Source organism: Sphingobacterium athyrii (assembly GCF_003071065.1).
Taxonomy (GTDB): Bacteria; Bacteroidota; Bacteroidia; order Sphingobacteriales; family Sphingobacteriaceae; genus Sphingobacterium; species Sphingobacterium athyrii.
This window is the reverse complement of the sequence record NZ_QCXX01000004.1, coordinates 257,706-274,032: the sequence shown is the minus strand read 5'-3', so window position 1 is coordinate 274,032 and position 16,327 is coordinate 257,706. Positions and strand designations below refer to the sequence as shown.

The 16,327-nt window shown below is 40.0% G+C and carries 10 protein-coding genes; 1 reads left to right on the top strand and 9 read right to left on the bottom strand.

Features of this window, described 5'->3' with window-relative positions; all coding sequences use genetic code 11:
• Positions 1–199: 199 nt before the first annotated feature.
• From DCO56_RS15850 to DCO56_RS15820, 7 genes are all read right to left on the bottom strand, one after another.
• A complete protein-coding gene (locus DCO56_RS15850) occupies positions 200–1,192 on the bottom strand; it encodes a phosphodiester glycosidase family protein (protein WP_108634749.1) in 993 nt (330 codons plus the stop codon).
• A 2-nt stretch (positions 1,193–1,194) separates the two neighbouring features.
• Positions 1,195–1,998, bottom strand: a complete 804-nt coding sequence (locus tag DCO56_RS15845; protein WP_108634748.1) for a DUF4397 domain-containing protein — start codon at positions 1,996–1,998, stop codon at positions 1,195–1,197.
• 19 nt (positions 1,999–2,017) lie between these two features.
• The gene (locus DCO56_RS15840) at positions 2,018–3,586 is read right to left on the bottom strand and encodes a SusD/RagB family nutrient-binding outer membrane lipoprotein (RefSeq protein WP_108634747.1); all 1,569 of its coding nucleotides are present in this window, start codon (positions 3,584–3,586) and stop codon (positions 2,018–2,020) included.
• A 12-nt stretch (positions 3,587–3,598) separates the two neighbouring features.
• Entirely contained in the window at positions 3,599–6,682 is a 3,084-nt protein-coding gene (locus DCO56_RS15835) for a SusC/RagA family TonB-linked outer membrane protein (RefSeq protein WP_108634746.1), read from the bottom strand.
• A gap of 259 nt (positions 6,683–6,941) precedes the next feature.
• Positions 6,942–7,589: an N-acetylmuramoyl-L-alanine amidase gene (locus tag DCO56_RS15830; RefSeq protein ID WP_108634745.1), complete on the bottom strand. Its 648-nt coding sequence runs from the start codon at positions 7,587–7,589 to the stop codon at positions 6,942–6,944.
• Positions 7,590–7,640: 51 nt separating this feature from the next.
• Positions 7,641–9,413 carry a SusD/RagB family nutrient-binding outer membrane lipoprotein gene (locus DCO56_RS15825; RefSeq protein ID WP_108634744.1) on the bottom strand — a complete coding sequence of 591 codons (1,773 nt, stop codon included), beginning with the start codon at positions 9,411–9,413 and terminating at the stop codon, positions 7,641–7,643.
• A gap of 12 nt (positions 9,414–9,425) precedes the next feature.
• Positions 9,426–12,587 (bottom strand): SusC/RagA family TonB-linked outer membrane protein, encoded by a 3,162-nt coding sequence (locus tag DCO56_RS15820; RefSeq protein WP_108634743.1) that lies wholly within the window; start codon positions 12,585–12,587, stop codon positions 9,426–9,428.
• Between the two features lie 593 nt (positions 12,588–13,180).
• Here DCO56_RS15820 and DCO56_RS15815 point away from each other — a divergent pair.
• A complete protein-coding gene (locus DCO56_RS15815; RefSeq protein ID WP_108634742.1) occupies positions 13,181–13,855 on the top strand; it encodes a DUF6266 family protein in 675 nt (224 codons plus the stop codon).
• On the opposite strand, the gene DCO56_RS15810 is transcribed toward DCO56_RS15815, so the two are convergent.
• A complete protein-coding gene (locus DCO56_RS15810) occupies positions 13,852–14,406 on the bottom strand; it encodes an acyl-CoA thioesterase (RefSeq protein ID WP_108634741.1) in 555 nt (184 codons plus the stop codon). The two genes, DCO56_RS15815 and DCO56_RS15810, sit on opposite strands and share 4 nt — an antisense overlap.
• Before the next feature lie 214 nt (positions 14,407–14,620).
• Complete coding sequence (locus tag DCO56_RS15805; RefSeq protein WP_108634740.1) at positions 14,621–16,243, bottom strand: glycoside hydrolase family 10-like protein; 1,623 nt, start codon at positions 16,241–16,243, stop codon at positions 14,621–14,623.
• Positions 16,244–16,327: the final 84 nt, after the last annotated feature.

Sequence of the window (16,327 nt, the reverse complement as noted above, 5' to 3'; positions counted from 1 at the left end):
TATATGAAACAACCATTAGATCCTTAGTGTATTATAAACACATAAATGTAATATATATGATACAATTAACAAATCCTTAACAATACGGCAAAACACGGCAAAACAGCAAAAAAAAACTCACCAAAAGCTTATCACATACAATAAAAAAGTCGGAAGAAATTCTTCCGACTTTAATCGATTTAAGCTATTTTAACCCGCATTATTTCATTTTCACAAAGCCAACCCCGTTTAAACTTCCCACCATACTTACAGGAGGCCTATTTACAATATTCCACACAGCCTGTCCACTCGAACCTACCGAAAACTGACTTTGAGTCATCACACTAGCATTACCACTATTCACCACAAATGCATCATAAGAGCCAATTACCTTCATGACCCGCGCCAAATCATTAAAAGTCATTCCAACTGAAAAATTACCATTGGCTCCATCAACAACAACGGCATACAAAGTAGATTTATCAGAAGACAAACCGAGTGCAGTATTTGCCTGCACCACGGCCGATGTAGATACGATCACAGCGCCCCTATACTGCAACCAGCTCGTTCCAGAGATTAACCCCTTAAACTTGTTGATATCATAAGGCTCAAATTTAAACTGGACCGTATCAAAACAATTTCCAATAAAGGACGCCCCATCAAACTGAACAGCGAAAAATGGCCTGGTCTTTTCTATTCCAGAAGTAGTAGAAATATTGATCTTCCGCCCATTTTTAATGTAGGAATAAGTAGAAGCAGTAGCCCCATTAATTGCAGCAAGGAGCTCTCCTCCAGATGAAGCCGCATTATATTTAGCCATATCGGGAATCGGTTGCGCAACATAAAGATTATCATCAAATGAACTCATCACATACGGAACTATCTTTTTCTTGAGATCTACCTCCAAGATCTGAATGCTCGTTGGTTGATTCAATTTATTGAGAAAGCGAATATGGGTCCTTTCTAATCCATCAGCCAGATTGACTGTAGAATCCATCTGAAAACGCCCAACTACATCCGCCTGATTAATAATTTTTTCGGTAATTTTTTCAATTTTATTATCTGGAGGAATAATATCATCCGGAACAATTTCTTCTTTTTTTTCATTGAATTTAGGATAATCATCCCGTTTCTTACACGAAACGAAAGAAGCAAAAAACAAAGCAAGCATCAGCCCCATCCCAGTGAGACCATTTAATAGGTTCTTTTTCATAACTATCTAACTAAAAAAAATGATAGATAAGGTTTCATAATCGTGTTTGTAAACCCATTGTATCCCAATGCGTATACTGTATACGACCTCCGATCGAGCGTAGCACCTGCATTTGAATAAAATGCAATCACCGAAGCATTTGTGACAGGAGCGCCCGCAGGACGAATTTTCCAAGTTCTTGTCGCTATACGGTTCAACTCAAAATAAGGACTTGTCTCCAAGTATTTGACATTTTTTGCGACCAACGAATCTTGAGTCGGCTCAGCCGCAGTTGCCGCCGCTCCATAGTACAAGTCTATAGCAGGAACATTAGGCATCAGATTCGTGAATCGATAACGGGCCTTTGTAGAATCAGGGCGGGATAGATCCTCTTCATTCAAAATCATCCTGGTATTACTGGCAGTATCAGTGACATGCAAGGTATACCTTTTTCCTGCCTCAAAATTTACCTGCGCCTCATACAGGACAACAGAATCCCTACCATCATCCACACGATAAGGCAACCCTACCTGAACTCTGATATTACCCGCCTTATATTTCAAGAAATCTGGACGTGAATCACCCCTTGTGTTATATCCACCGCCCGGAAACGGCTCCCGCCCCCTAATTAGAGAGGTAACGCGTTGCCCATCAAACTTAACATACATATAACGGTCATCAGGATAAATCGACGCCATATTTATTTTAACAATAACATCGCTTTCACCCAAGAAATCAACTTGACCAAAGTCTTGAATAGATTTTTGACAAGCAACCAGTCCAAATGCCACCAGCCCAAAAACCATAATTGTATTTAAAATTCTCATAACACTCCATCTATTTTGTTTAATTCTCAGAAGTAACAAACCATGTAGGTTTAATCACATATTCAGGATCCAGGGCTCCCCAGCGGTCCAATTCTTTCTCATTCCAAACATACTCGGAATTATACCGCGGCCGCACCCTGTAACAGTAATCATTATAAGTAAGCTGACTGCCACTTAAAGGAATATATTGCTTAAAGACGTCAGGATTATAATGATACTTCCTAAGATCACACCATTGCTCGAGACCACCCCAACCCCATTGAACAATATATTTTTGCCCCATAATATCAGCCAAAGTCAAGTCCGCAGCAGACTTTGCGACATCCCCACCTTCCAGATAAGCCTTTACATCATTCAGTGAAATAGCGACCTCTTTATTATCTATATACCTATTTACGAAGTTCATATGGGCTACAATTGCTTTTTGATACGCATCATATGCCCCGGATTTATCACCTTTAATAAACAGCGCCTCCGCTTTTACCAGCTGCAACTGTGCATATGTCATTAAAGGAAAATCAACAGTATTTCTAAAGATAAATTTCCCTTGATATGTATTGTTCACAAATTCACCCAAAATATTGGGTACCGTACTGTTGGTGACATTTGGCTCACCACCTATATAAATACTATCCTTTGCATTATTCATCATCAGCATTCGGGATAAACGAGGGTCCGTTGAAGATTTGGGATTTTCGATCGGTGTACCACGAAGCCCTCCCGTAAGATAATTAACGATAGGCTTTCCAGCACGATTGTAGTATGAAGTTGTATAGATACCAAACAACGCGCTCACAACATTTGCATTTGCAGATTTATCTCCAGTAAATTTCACCCCGGCGTCATCAGTTATAGACTGGAAAGACAAATCGACAAATCGAGCAATAGAATCAACATATTTATTTTTAAAATCCTGCTTGTTTATCAAATGAATATACTGTATCGCTTTCAAGCCATAGACAAACCTCCGCCACTGCTCCATGTTGCCACGGTACAAATTATCCCCCTTAACCGAATTCAATGAAGCACTATAATCTATTGGACTTTTTTTATCCAGGTACAACAAAGCAGAATCACACCACTGCCTCACCTTAGCATATACCTCTGGCTGATCGTTATATTTAAACGAAAGCTGATTTGAACGAAATGCCTCGTCCAAAATAATTGGCCCATGGTAATCTGTCAAAGATTGATAGCCCCAGGCTTTTATCGCATAACCTATCGCCGCATATTCATATTTTTCATTTTCAACCGCATCTTTTATCATACGTTCCAGATTCAAACCCAGATCAAAATATACCATACGCCACATAACTCCACCAACATCACTCCTCTCAGGAAAACCGTGCTTTTCCCAAACTTTGGAAGAAACATCACTGCTCCCCCCGAGGATGCTTTGATTAAACTTATTCATTTGCCGCTGATCCTGCGAATACCCACTAGCCATTTGAGCTATTATGGGAGCCAGCAACAATTCCGCTTTCACCAATTGTGGATTAGATGGATTTTCATTAATATCCAGGTATTTTCTGCAACCACTCATCACCATGAGCACCGCAACAACGATTATATAGAAACGTCTCCGCATCTCTTTTTCCTCCTATAATTTTAAAGTAAGACCAAAGTTAAAACCCCTAGGTTTCGCCATGTTCCCAAAGTCGATACCATAGCCACCAATACCGCCTAAGCCAGGGGTATTCATATTACTTTCAGGATCTAATCCTGTATAATTTGTAAACAAAAAAACATCAGTAGCTGTAAAAAATACACTCAGACCAGCTTGCTCCCCAATTTTTCTTGTCAGATGCTTCGGCAAGTTATACCTCAATGTAACATCGCGCAGACGTACTGTATAAATATCCTTTTCTATAAACATCTGAGGTTCAGTATTTACAGTATAATACCCAGAAGAAGAATAAGGTGTCACAGCAATCCTATTGATTGTCGGATTTTCGGTATTCTGCAAGCCATCCTCCAGCACTCCTTGAATCACCCTTGGCTCTTCCCTATTCAACGTTTTAGAAGACATCCCATTGATATACAACCGATAATCCAACCCATTCAGTACATCCCCACCTTTTCGCCAATCCCACAAAAATGTAAGGTAAAAATCCTTATAGGTCAATTTATTGATGATTCCAAGCGTAAAATCAGGAATACGATCTCCAATAGGATAATAGCGGTCTGTACCTGCAATTGGCAATCCTGTCTGTGCATTGATCAAGACATCACCACGATCATTTCTCTTGAATCGGGTACCCGTCAACGTACCAATACTGTACCCCGGAACCACTCCAGAGCGAACACCACCCAATACTTGGGTATCTGATTCGTATAGCTCCGGAAGATCCTCCGCAAGCGACAGCACCTTACCCTTATATTGTGTAAAGTTGAAGGTTAGATCCCAATTAAGATTATCCCTTCTGATCGGATTAATCGTTGTCTGCAATTCCGTACCATAAGTTTTCACTTCACCGCCATTCATCATGCGCAGCACAAATCCGGAGCCATAACTCAATCTAGGCATAATAATCTGGCCGGTACTTAACCGATTAAAATAACTAAAATCAAAGGTCAGTCTCCTATCCAGCAAGGCCAACTCTAAACCTGTTTCAAAATCTCTCGTTTTTTCTGCTTTCAAATTAGGGTTTCCACCATTAACACCATAGGCAAACCCTCCGCCCGTCGTATTCTTTGGTTCAAAATTTGAAAGGGTATAATAACTCTTATAAGGAGCTTTCCCAGTCGTACCTACCGAAATCCGATACTTTCCGTTGGTCATCCAAGACACCTTCTCTTTGAAAAAATCCAGGTCGGTAAAATTAAAAGCCAAGGAAGCAGAAGGATAGGCAAAGTATGGATTATTAGGCATCATACGCGAGGCCGCATCTAAACGACCGGTCAAATTCAGGTAAATCATATCATTTAGATAACCAAACCCGGTCTGTGCCATAAATCCCACTGTCCGAAAATTCGCCGCAGCACTCTTTACAAGCCGTGAACTTGGAAAAGTATTATTAATGCTATAAAAGTCTGGATCATAAAAATCTTCGCCATATTGTGAATTTGTCAAAAAGTCATAATCCTTAAATTCAGCTCCAAGATTTGCACGAAAAGAAAAGTCTTTTGACAAATTCTTTTTTACGTTAGCCATGAAAGATCCTGAAAGAATACGGCCATTTACCTGGTATTCGTTAATCGAACCATTTCGTACAGCACTAGCAGAACCAGAACCAGAATAAGATTGCGGGTGATACACACTTTGGCCCAGCGTATTAGAATAATCAACCCCAATAATCCCATTAAGGCTCAACCAATTGTTTGCCCGATAGGTGATATTAGAAGTTGCAAGCACACGATTAACAATATCATGAGCTGTATTACGATAAACATCCCAAAAAGGATTATCCCTTTCATTAAAAATATCGGAGTTATGAAGCACACGGTTTCCCTTTTCATCAATCCAGTCACGAACATCAAAAATAGGATTAAAACTCATCAATGTCATCAGATAACCGGATGCACCGCGCCTAACCTTATCATTTTTTGAATAAATATAATTGAGCGAAGTATTGAATTCTAATTTATCTCCAAATTTAGCTGTACTGTTTAAGCGCGTTGAAAAGCGCCTATACAGTGTATTAGGAACAATTCCTGTATTGTTATTATACTCGTTTGACCAGCGATAAGTCACCTTTTCTGTTCCACCCTCAAAAGCTAGGCTATGCTTTTGATTATATCCCGTTGTAAAGAAATTTTGCACATTATCCTCATAGATATGAACACCTTCAGGATAACGGGGCCCAAGCGCTGTCAATGCCGTCCCATCATAAGAGCCATTTAACCCTTGTGCATAAACATATTGTCTTTCAGGAAATTTATTAACGCTCTCAACACGTCCCGAGAAGGTATAGTTCGTAGTAAATTTACCCACCTTACCGCGTTTTGTTGTAATCAAAATAGCTCCACCAGCACCTTGACTGCCGAACTGAGCTGTAGCTTCAGGCCCCTTTAAAACCGTATAGGTCTCAATATCATCCGGATTGATATCCATGGCTCTATTGGAATAATCCAAACTCTGATTCGCGCCATTACTTGCCAAATCATTCTCATTGATTGTGGAATTATTGATAGGTATGCCATCCACAACAATAAGTGCATTATTATCTCCAGATATGGAGGCAAATCCACGAAGGACAATCTGAGCAGAAGCACCGGGCAAACCGCTCGTACTATTAATTGACAAACCGGGCACACGACCTTGCAGCCCCTGAAAAAAGGATTCCCGCTGTGTATCTGACACATCATCACCAGAAACGATTGGCGTTGAGTACCCCAAGGTTTTTCTATCCCTCTTTATACCGTAGGCAGTCACAACAACCTCATCTATTGAAGCACTATTATCCGAAAGAACAACATTAATAACCGACCGTCCCCGAACGACCTCCTCTTTAGACACATAACCTACGGACCGAAAGACCAATGTCGCATCGTCACCCGTCGTAATCTTGTAAACGCCCGCAGAATTTGTAGCAGATTGCGTGTTCTTTCCTTTTTCCAGAACGGTAACGCCTCTTAACGCTTCACCTTTTAAATCGGTTACTTTACCTGTAATGATTTTTTGGGAAAAAACAGTACAGTACATACATAGTAAGCTCATTAGCAAGAGCAGACTTCTTTTCATACATAAATAATTTAATTAGTTAATTAGGTTTAATAACTATATAGCCCCCTTGCCTAGCAAGTAGCTACCGAGACGAAATTTCTCAAATCACCCATCATTTACAAAATGGATTTTAGGTAAAAATATTGGTTTATATATTTCTTTTACCAAATATAGCATAAAAACGCATATATTAAAACAAAAGACAATAAAAAAAACGCTTAATAACGAAAAAAGCCGAATAAACAGGATTCATTCGGCTTTATAAAGTACAAAAAAATTACGGTATTTTACTTAATTTAAGATCAGCAAGATATTTTCTCAATCGCTGCATAAACTTATCCCCCGGATCATCTTTACCTGTGATATATTTCGGATCAGTTTCCTTCCATAAGGCAGTCTTTTTAAAGCGCTGGTACTCATGATGACCGATCACATATTCAATGGGATACATCTTACTGAGGCAACGAATAAGTTCTTCATTTGCTTTTAATTGGGCATCCGTCAAGGGGTTCTGACGGCTACCTATATTCTCGATACCGATCGCACAGTAGTTGAGTCCAATAGTATGTCGGGCAAAAACGGTATCGGGCAAAAATTGATAGATCGTTCCATCACGGTCAATGACATACTGGGAAGAGACATTTAGGGCACTGGCTTTTGTCAGTTCGGGTCTTCCCGGCAGTTTCACCGGATTGAACGTGTTGAATGTTGCTTTCACACTATTGTTTGCAGTCCAGTGAACGACAACCATTTTTGGCTGTATTGTCGGTGCAGACTGGTTTAAACCATGCCTATTTTTCAAATAATCAAGGGATAACTGTATCCGCTCCTGATTCCACGTGATCGGCTTTTGAACAATCTTAGGTGATTGAGCGAAAAGCGAAAATGGAAGTACGACAAAGAAAAATTTTATTAAGTATTGCATTACGAAAAATATTATATGAAGAAAGCCGCAGTTGCGGCTTTCAAATTTAATCTATTCTTTGATATCCCACCAAACCGGGAATGACCATATATCGTCATTTAGCGCATTTGGATGAGAAGCTTTCAGATTATCTGAATTATAATTGATTTCGTGAGAAACCTGACGTACTCTTCTAAACTGTTTTCCGATTGGTATTTTCGTCTGAGCGGCGGCGGTTACTGTATATTCGTAAGGCACAGCCCAACCCGGATACACGGAATTACTGAAATCATAACGACGCATATCGTTCCAATTCTGTTGTGAGAATGATAGGGCAATAAATTTCTGCATCATAATTTTTGCCAGTGTGATATCTCCAGCAGTGCCAATACCTTTATTAAGGAAATTATCAATTTTAGTTTGGTCCATCGGGGATTTACTCACATTAACATTTCCGTAAGTGTTTAATTTGGCATTCATTAAATCTATATGTGCTTTAATCCCATCTTTATACGCATTAAAAGCTCCAGCCTTATCCCCCTTATTGAATAGCACTTCAGCTTTGATAAAACACATTTCAGGATAAGCAACTAAATGAGTCGGCGCATCAGGGCGCGAGTAAAATGTACCCGAAGCAGCAACCGTACCATCATTCCATTTATATATATCGGACACATCGCTATCATATCCGACGGAACTACTTTTAATCGAAACATACACCGTATCACCCCATCGTGCAGTATTAGCATTGTTGATATACCATGAGTGTGGAGCAACACTCCGTCCATTGCTTTGGATTGCAACTGATTTATCGTTGTAAGATGATGCTATTGGCCCTGAATTCATCCTAATATTTGATTTCATATCAACTCCTTTCGAACGAACAAATTTCTTTGGTGAACCGAACTCTGCCCAAGGGAGTAATTTATCCGCCCGCGGATCTTCCACACCTTTATTATCAAAGTTGGTCAGAAGATCTTCATACCATTTGGTAACCAAAGTATTTGTATTCATTCCAGCATTGTTAAACACAATCGACGTTTTAACAGGATCTGCAAAAAGGATATCACCAATATTGTCTGATTTATCATCAATATGCGACACCACTGTACTCTCTCCAATTGAAGTAGCAGCATTGTTTAACGCTGTCAATATTTCATCAGGCTTATACAAACTAGTCTTTTTTGAAAGATTATTTAGCCACCTTGCTTTTAGCCCATAACACATTTTCAACCATTTCTTGACATCACCACCATTCCAGCTATCACCTGCAGATAAAGGGGCAGTAGCAGCCGGTTGCGCCATATTGAAATATTCGATTGCCTTATCTATATCAGCAAGACAACCCTCGAAAATCACCTTTCCATCGTCAAATTTTGGCGTAATATAAGACCCCAATGCTTCTGTATACGGCATCTCGCCGTACCAATCTGTCATCAGCATAAAGCCCATAGCACGAATAGCATGCAATGCTCCAAGATAGTGATAAGCATTTTCAGATTTTGCCTTTTCCTCCATATCCTTGAAGTTTGCCCCTGCTCCTATAAAAAAGAATTGATAAGGTGTTGTTGACATACCAGGCAGAGGATTCCAGCCAGCAATCATACTATTTGAAGCTGTACCATTGACAAATGTCAATTGCTGTGTCACAAAGCTTGCGCGTGTTCCTGCTGTCCCTTGCGCATATAAATAATAATGCTGTATCCACGCCAGACGACTTTGCACCGAAGCGACAGTACTCGACGGCGTATTTGGATCTACATTGATATCCAACCAATTTTTGCTACAGGACGAAAATAAAGTTAGAACCAACAGAAATGAGACTATTCTCTTATATTTATTCATGACTTTTCTATCTTAAAATCTAAAATTTAAACCAAACATAACGCCAGCCGTACTAGGGACACCATTATAATCTATCCCTACCGAACTCGAACCTCTCACACCAGAACCAGCAGCCGACGCTTCCGGATCAAGCCCTTTATAATTGGTCAATAACCATAAGTTAGTTCCCGTCAACGTTGCTGTCAAACCTTTTACAACTTTTGAAACACCGGCATTCTTTAATACACCATCCGAGAAATTATAAGCAACAGAGATATTGCGCAACCGCAACCAGTTTGTCTTCACCATAAAGTTTGCGCTTTCCCGTGCGTAAAAATCACTCCAATAATCCTGGATAATCTTTCTTCCACTGGTAGACACCCCTTTAACGTCGTACATCTGATCCGCTAAAAATGTAAACGTCTTGTCTTCATATACCGGAGCATCATTCGTTCCTCCATTACGGATTGCACCGCTCAATACCAGCTGATCACGATCCTCAGTTCGTTTACTCATCCCACCGACCGTCATCGCATAATCTGTACCGTTATAAATGTCACCGCCTATACGGAAGTCAAATAAGAAGGAAAGGTTAAAATTCTTATAGGTCAAGCTATTATTGAATCCACCTGTCAACTTAGGTTCACGGTTTCCAATATTATATGTCACTTGGTTGTCACTTACTGGCATACCTGTATTTACATCCAAAACAACCTTTCCATCAGGAGTCCGTGTCCATTGCGAACCAGAGATTCCCATAAAATTTCCGCCATTAAAAGAAGCTGCTTTTGCATTACCAACCTGCACATCAGTCACATAAAGAATATTGACACCCGCCAATAGATTATCTACTGTCCCTTTATTTCTGGACATATTTAATGTCGATTCCCAAACAAAGTCTTTCTTAACAATCGGCTTGCCAGTCAGAGACAATTCCATTCCTTTGTTGTATATATCACCAGCATTAACCGAAGCAAAGATATAACCAATAGATTGAGCCAAACGAGGAGATAGAATCTGATTGTAGGAATTGTTAGTATAGTAAGCATAATCTATTCCCAATCGGCCTTTAAAGAAACGCAATTCAGCCCCAATTTCAAACGAGCCTGTTGTCTCTGGCCTCAAATACGGATTACCTTTCTGCCAATTATTTCCCAGTCCAACTATTCCACCTAAATATTGAATTGGTTTCCACAGATAGGTATTCGTAACATAAGGATCAGCATCTTTTCCAACTCTCGCCCAAGACGCTCTTAACTTTCCAAAATCCAGCCATTCTGGACGACTGTCTTTCATCAGCTCAGTGAACACAAAACTACCGCCGACAGAAGGATAAAAATAAGACCTATTATCCGCAGGAAGTGTTGATGCCCAGTCATTTCTACCCGTAACATTCAAAAACAACATATTTTTATAGGAAGCGCGAAACTCACCATATAAACCAAATAAACGTTTCTTTGTATTATTAACGCTAAACTGCTTATTCGCCAATTCTATATTTTCAAAACTGTAAAAACCAGGCGCTTCAAAATGATAGCCCATCCGCCGATTATTGGTTGTTTTGGTTTGCTCAGAGAAAAAACCTACTAAAGCCCCCAGATCAAAATCGCCCACCTTTTTATTGAAATTGGACATGATATTGGAAGACCAATAGTTGTATTTGAAATCACTCTCAGACATCATCCCCTGTTGCCAAGGTTTTTTGATTGCACCTCCTTCACCGATAATCGTTGAGTTTTTTGTCAGGTAACTATCCATTCCCACACGATAGGTAAGGTTCCACCAGTCAAAAATAGGCATCGTAGCATTGATACTTCCCGTAATACGCTCTGTATTATCCCCTAATATATTCCGGTTAATCGTCCAATATGGATTTTCGACATCTGATTCCAAAGGCTGACGTCCTTCAAACATCCGATACTTTGTCCCATCGTCGTTAAGGTATTTTCTCATATTATCGCTTCGCGACCAACTATACAAGGACTCCATCGCTCCCGCACCACCTGAACCCCATAAACCAGCAGAGGTCAACGTTTTATCTGTATTAGCCAGCGAATACCCGACATTGGCACCTACAGTCAACTTACCAAATTTTTGATCACCATTAAAGCGGAATGTGGTTTTATCAAAGCTCGTATTTGGAACGATCCCTTTTTGGTCAAAGCGAGAACCAGACAAATAGAAGGATCCATTTTTACTTCCCCCCGATAAATTAACCGTATTATCAAATACTGTTGAATGCTGGAAAAAATCTTTCACGTTGTTATACACGACATCATTATTTCCAAATTTTTCACCCCAAGATTGAGTTGTATAATCATCCAATACGCCAGCACTATTGTAATAGCCACGTTTATATTTTCCTTGTTGCTCCGGCAACCGATTAACCCAGTTATTTGAAAATCTACTTGAAAAACCGATTTCAGTACGACCTTCCTGCCCTTTTTTTGTAGTAATAATAATGGCTCCTGCAGCCGCCCGCGACCCATATAATGCCGCCGCCGCAGGTCCTTTCAATACCGAGACATTATCAATATCTTCTGGATTAATATCCATCACACGGTTACTATTGGAAGTTGCTGTAGCTTGTGCCCCATCGAATGCACTATTTCCTCCGATAACTGTAGAGTTATCATAGATTACCCCATCTACAACAAACAGAGGTTGATTATCCCGCTCCAAAGATGTCCCCCCGCGTAAGATAATTTGTGCTCCAGCCCCCGCAGAGCCCGAAGCCTGCGTTACGTTGACACCGGCTATCTTGCCCGCTAATGAGTTAACCACATTGGCAGTCTTATTCTTCATCAATTCATCAGACTTGATATCCTGAACAGCATAACCTAAGGCTTTCTTCTCTTTTTTAATCCCCATCGCTGTCACAACTACCTCCTCAAGAGCTTCCTCGCTACCAGTAAGAGAAATATTGATTGTAGCATCCGAGCCCACGAGTTGCTGTTTTTCTTTGGAACCAACAGCCCTAAAAATTAAAATATCTCCGGGCTCGGCTTTAATTGTGAAACTTCCATCTGGATTAGTTTGTGTACTGACAGGTTTACCTTTGATGCTTACCGTAACATTTGCCATAGACCCACCGTCCGACGCATTTGTCACCTTACCTGTAATCGTTTTGGTCTGTGCCCATAAACTGGTAGATAGCATCACTCCTGAGCAGATTAAGAGTAATTTTTTATTCATGGTATTTAGTTAGTTGTTAATAACTGATCATAACGGGAGATTCCAACCCGAGGTCTACACCAATTATATTACAATACTATAAAAAGAGAAGTATTTATGCAAGTTTATGCGTAATTATTTGAAAAAGAAATAAAAATAAAAATATTAACGCACGATTCGACATGAATTAACCCAAAAACAGATCGCATAAGCAATACAAAAACGCATTTATCAGCAAAATTTAAAGCAGAATCAGAGTTAAACAGCATTTTCATCTAATCTGACTTCGCTTAAATCCCATTTAAATCGCATATTGAATGCATATATCAAGTAAAACCTAATGAAACAGCAAACTCCACAAGCAAAAAAGCCACACTAATGCATAAAGCACTTATTATTTAATATAAAGAGCTAAATAATTTCTACAATTATACGGTGCTTGTTCGGTACTAATACGGTTATTATTCGGTGCTCAAACGGTTATAACCGTTTAAGTTTTGTGTAATCTCCGTTATATATCCCTGCAAGATTTGTATTATTGTAGAAGTTATAGTATTGATAAACATGTATTTATTTTGTACCTTAAGCAGAAATAAACACAGTAAATTTAAATTATGGCAATTATTAAAAATGGAGCGAACGGCACGCTTTCGGGTAAAGCTGGTTCAGTTGTCTTCGTTACCAATGGGAACACAACTTACGCAAGAGGTTTACCAAAGAAAACTAGCAAAAAACCCACTTCTGAGCAGATTGTGGCACGTTCGCGATTTTCCATTATTCAAAAATTCATTTCACCGATACTCCCCTTTATAAGGATCGGATTTAAAAATTATAATCCAAATAAAAAGGCACATAGTAATGCGATGTCCTATAACCTTAACAATGGCACAGAAAAAACAGCAAATGGTTATAGGATCAATTATGAGGATTTTCGCGTAAGTAAAGGGTCTCCAAATCCCATTACATCCTTCATGTTTGACCTTGATAGGAAGAACGGCACATTTACACTCTCATGGGAATACGATACAAGTATTGCTACACAGTACCAGCAGGACTCAAGTAGTTGCCAGATCGTTTTGTATAATGCTGAGGAGATGCTAATAAGCAATGTCTTTGCAAATGAAAGCCGCAACACCCTCAAGCATAAGTCGCAATCTGTCGAGTTAAGCGAAACCCAACATATCGGAACATACCACATCTATGTATATTTCTATAAAACAAATGGAAGCAATGAATGTACAGACAGTAAATATCTTGGCACCTTCGAATGGCAGAAGATGGAAACCTAAGGAGCCAAGTTAATCTTCACATCATAATGTTTTTTAATATAAGCTTGTTGCTCGGCTGAATCCGTTTCGAGGTCATGAATCGCACGATCACGCTCTTTGTCCACTTCCATCTTGACCACACAGCGATAAAATCGAAACACATCCTTTTCCGTCTCCAAGATCAACCGGGGCACACGGGCAGGTTTACCCGTCTCATCTTTAGCGACCATGGTAAAATAAGAGGAGTTACAATGCTTCGTTTCACCCGTTTGAATATTCATGGCCTCCACACGGATTCCCACTTCCATCGATGAATTGCCAACGTAATTAACGGATGCAATTAACGTGACCAGCTCTCCTACCTCTATCGGTTTCAAAAAATCAACCTTGCCAACAGAGGCTGTGACGCAATAATGTGCCGAAAACTTAGACGCTACCGCAAAGGCTATTTGATCCATCAACGACAAAATATATCCGCCATGAATCTTTCCGCCGAAATTAGCGTTGGACGGCAACATCAACTGTGAAATTCGGATCACCGACTCACTAACGGTTTTATAAATCTCTTCCATATCCCTAAATTTACTTTGGACAGGCCAAAAATCAAAACAAAATCACTGTGTTTCAACAAATACCAACATTTGTGATCTAAAAAAGACAAATACGTTCTGTCATTCGGTATAGAAGCACATGTCAGACCAATAAGATGATCCGATAAGATATAAAAAAAGCAAAAGGGATATCCGAAATCTCAGATACCCCTTTTCCAAATAGTACAAAAACTCTTTATTTAATTTTTTCAGCGATATAAGGGCTTTCATTGCTCAACCGATCAATAGCCTTTACCGCAACATACTGCAATTTTTTATTATTCAATGCCGTTGGTACATCTTTCGTCGTTACTCCAGGTTCCAAGATCTCATATTTCCATTCGCCGCCATAATTCAGGTATAATACCCATTTCGCAACTTGGTCAATTTGCTGATGTTGCCATTTTAAGAACATATTATTTCCTTGTGGCGTCAGTAGCAACGTCGGCTTCAACAAAGGGTTTGCATTGAGCCATGGACTCGGCGGAACCAAAGCTTTAGATTGATATGGTCCTTCCACCAGCGCCTGCGTCATTGCTGGATTTTTGATCAGTCCGGCCAAACTCCAATGGATGACGCCATTGCGGTTATCCGGCAAAATATTACGTGCTGCGGCAACCTGATTCACAATCTCCTGCACATATTCAGGGCCACGTCTTCCGACTGTATTAATACCCGGCCAAAGATGCCGCCCCGTTGTATTCTCACTTTCCCACCATTTTAATAAAGCCGTATAGCTCTGCTTCGCCGGTTGGATAGGCCAATAAAGCTGTGGCGCGAAATAATCTATCCAGCCTTTATTCAACCACAATTTAGCATCTGCATATAACATATCGTATTGACTCGATCCCTGAATTCCGGCAGGATATCCCGGCTTCCAAATTCCAAAAGGACTAATACCGAATTTCACGAAGTTTTTTTCCCTTTTTATATCCTTGTAGATTCGCTCAATAAACGTGTTTACACTGTTTCTTCTAAAATCACCACGTGACAAGGTTCCACCGTTGCGTTTAAACTCATTATAGCTGTCCGAATCCGGAAAATCTTGTCCACCATTATATTCGGCATAGGGATAAAAATAATCGTCGAAATGCACCCCGTCAATATCATAACGCTTAACGATATCCATCACAACACGTGCCGCATGTTCTTGCGTCGATTGTTTGGATGGATCAAACCAGTAATAGCCCTGTTTTAACTTCACAACAGATTCTGGCATTTTGCGCGCCATCGAAGCCGAAGTCACCGCTCCTCCTGCAGTATGGTGTGCACGGTAGGGGTTCAACCAAACATGAAGTTCAATTCCCCTTTTGTGCGCCTGTTCAACCCAAAATTCAAGTGGATCATAATAGGGGGACGGTGCTTGCCCCTCCGTTCCCGTCAAAAAATACGACCATGGCTCGAGATCGCTCTTATAAAAAGCATCTGCCGAAGGACGCACCTGAAAGATAACTGCATTGAAATTATTAGTCTTCAAAAAGTCGAGGATACCAATCGCTTCCTGCTGCTGTTCGGCTGTACTGAGATAATTTTTGCTCGGCCAGTTGATGTTGGCTACAGAAGCAACCCAGGCCGCACGAAACTCACGGGGCACAAGTGGAAGATCAACAACGATATCCTTCTTTTTTTCAACCGCAGGCTGTTCTTTTGTCTCTATCGTATTTTTCATCCGCTCTCGCTTCGGAACTGAAGGGGGATCTTTTTTTACAATTTCAACATTGGTATTTGTGTTTACAGGTTCTTGCTTTTTATTTTTCTTGGAAGAACAAGAAGACAAAAGAAAGAGTGCCGTAGTTAAAAATAATAAGGAACGTTTCATCAAGCTATAGAATATTATGTTTTTTTTCAAACTAACCCCCAAAACTAAGCTAAATTTCAATAGAAAAGAAATTTAGCAGTCACC

Bases quoted from the DNA above. Each gene is read 5' to 3' on its own strand.
- DCO56_RS15835 (WP_108634746.1), bottom strand. From the start codon at position 6,682: ATGAAAAGAAGTCTGCTCTTGCTAATGAGCTTACTATGTATGTACTGT.
- DCO56_RS15840 (WP_108634747.1), bottom strand. From the start codon at position 3,586: ATGCGGAGACGTTTCTATATAATCGTTGTTGCGGTGCTCATGGTGATG.
- DCO56_RS15845 (WP_108634748.1), bottom strand. From the start codon at position 1,998: ATGAGAATTTTAAATACAATTATGGTTTTTGGGCTGGTGGCATTTGGA.
- DCO56_RS15810 (WP_108634741.1), bottom strand. From the start codon at position 14,406: ATGGAAGAGATTTATAAAACCGTTAGTGAGTCGGTGATCCGAATTTCA.
- DCO56_RS15825 (WP_108634744.1), bottom strand. From the start codon at position 9,413: ATGAATAAATATAAGAGAATAGTCTCATTTCTGTTGGTTCTAACTTTA.
- DCO56_RS15815 (WP_108634742.1), top strand. From the start codon at position 13,181: ATGGCAATTATTAAAAATGGAGCGAACGGCACGCTTTCGGGTAAAGCT.
- DCO56_RS15805 (WP_108634740.1), bottom strand. From the start codon at position 16,243: ATGAAACGTTCCTTATTATTTTTAACTACGGCACTCTTTCTTTTGTCT.
- DCO56_RS15850 (WP_108634749.1), bottom strand. From the start codon at position 1,192: ATGAAAAAGAACCTATTAAATGGTCTCACTGGGATGGGGCTGATGCTT.
- DCO56_RS15820 (WP_108634743.1), bottom strand. From the start codon at position 12,587: ATGAATAAAAAATTACTCTTAATCTGCTCAGGAGTGATGCTATCTACC.
- DCO56_RS15830 (WP_108634745.1), bottom strand. From the start codon at position 7,589: ATGCAATACTTAATAAAATTTTTCTTTGTCGTACTTCCATTTTCGCTT.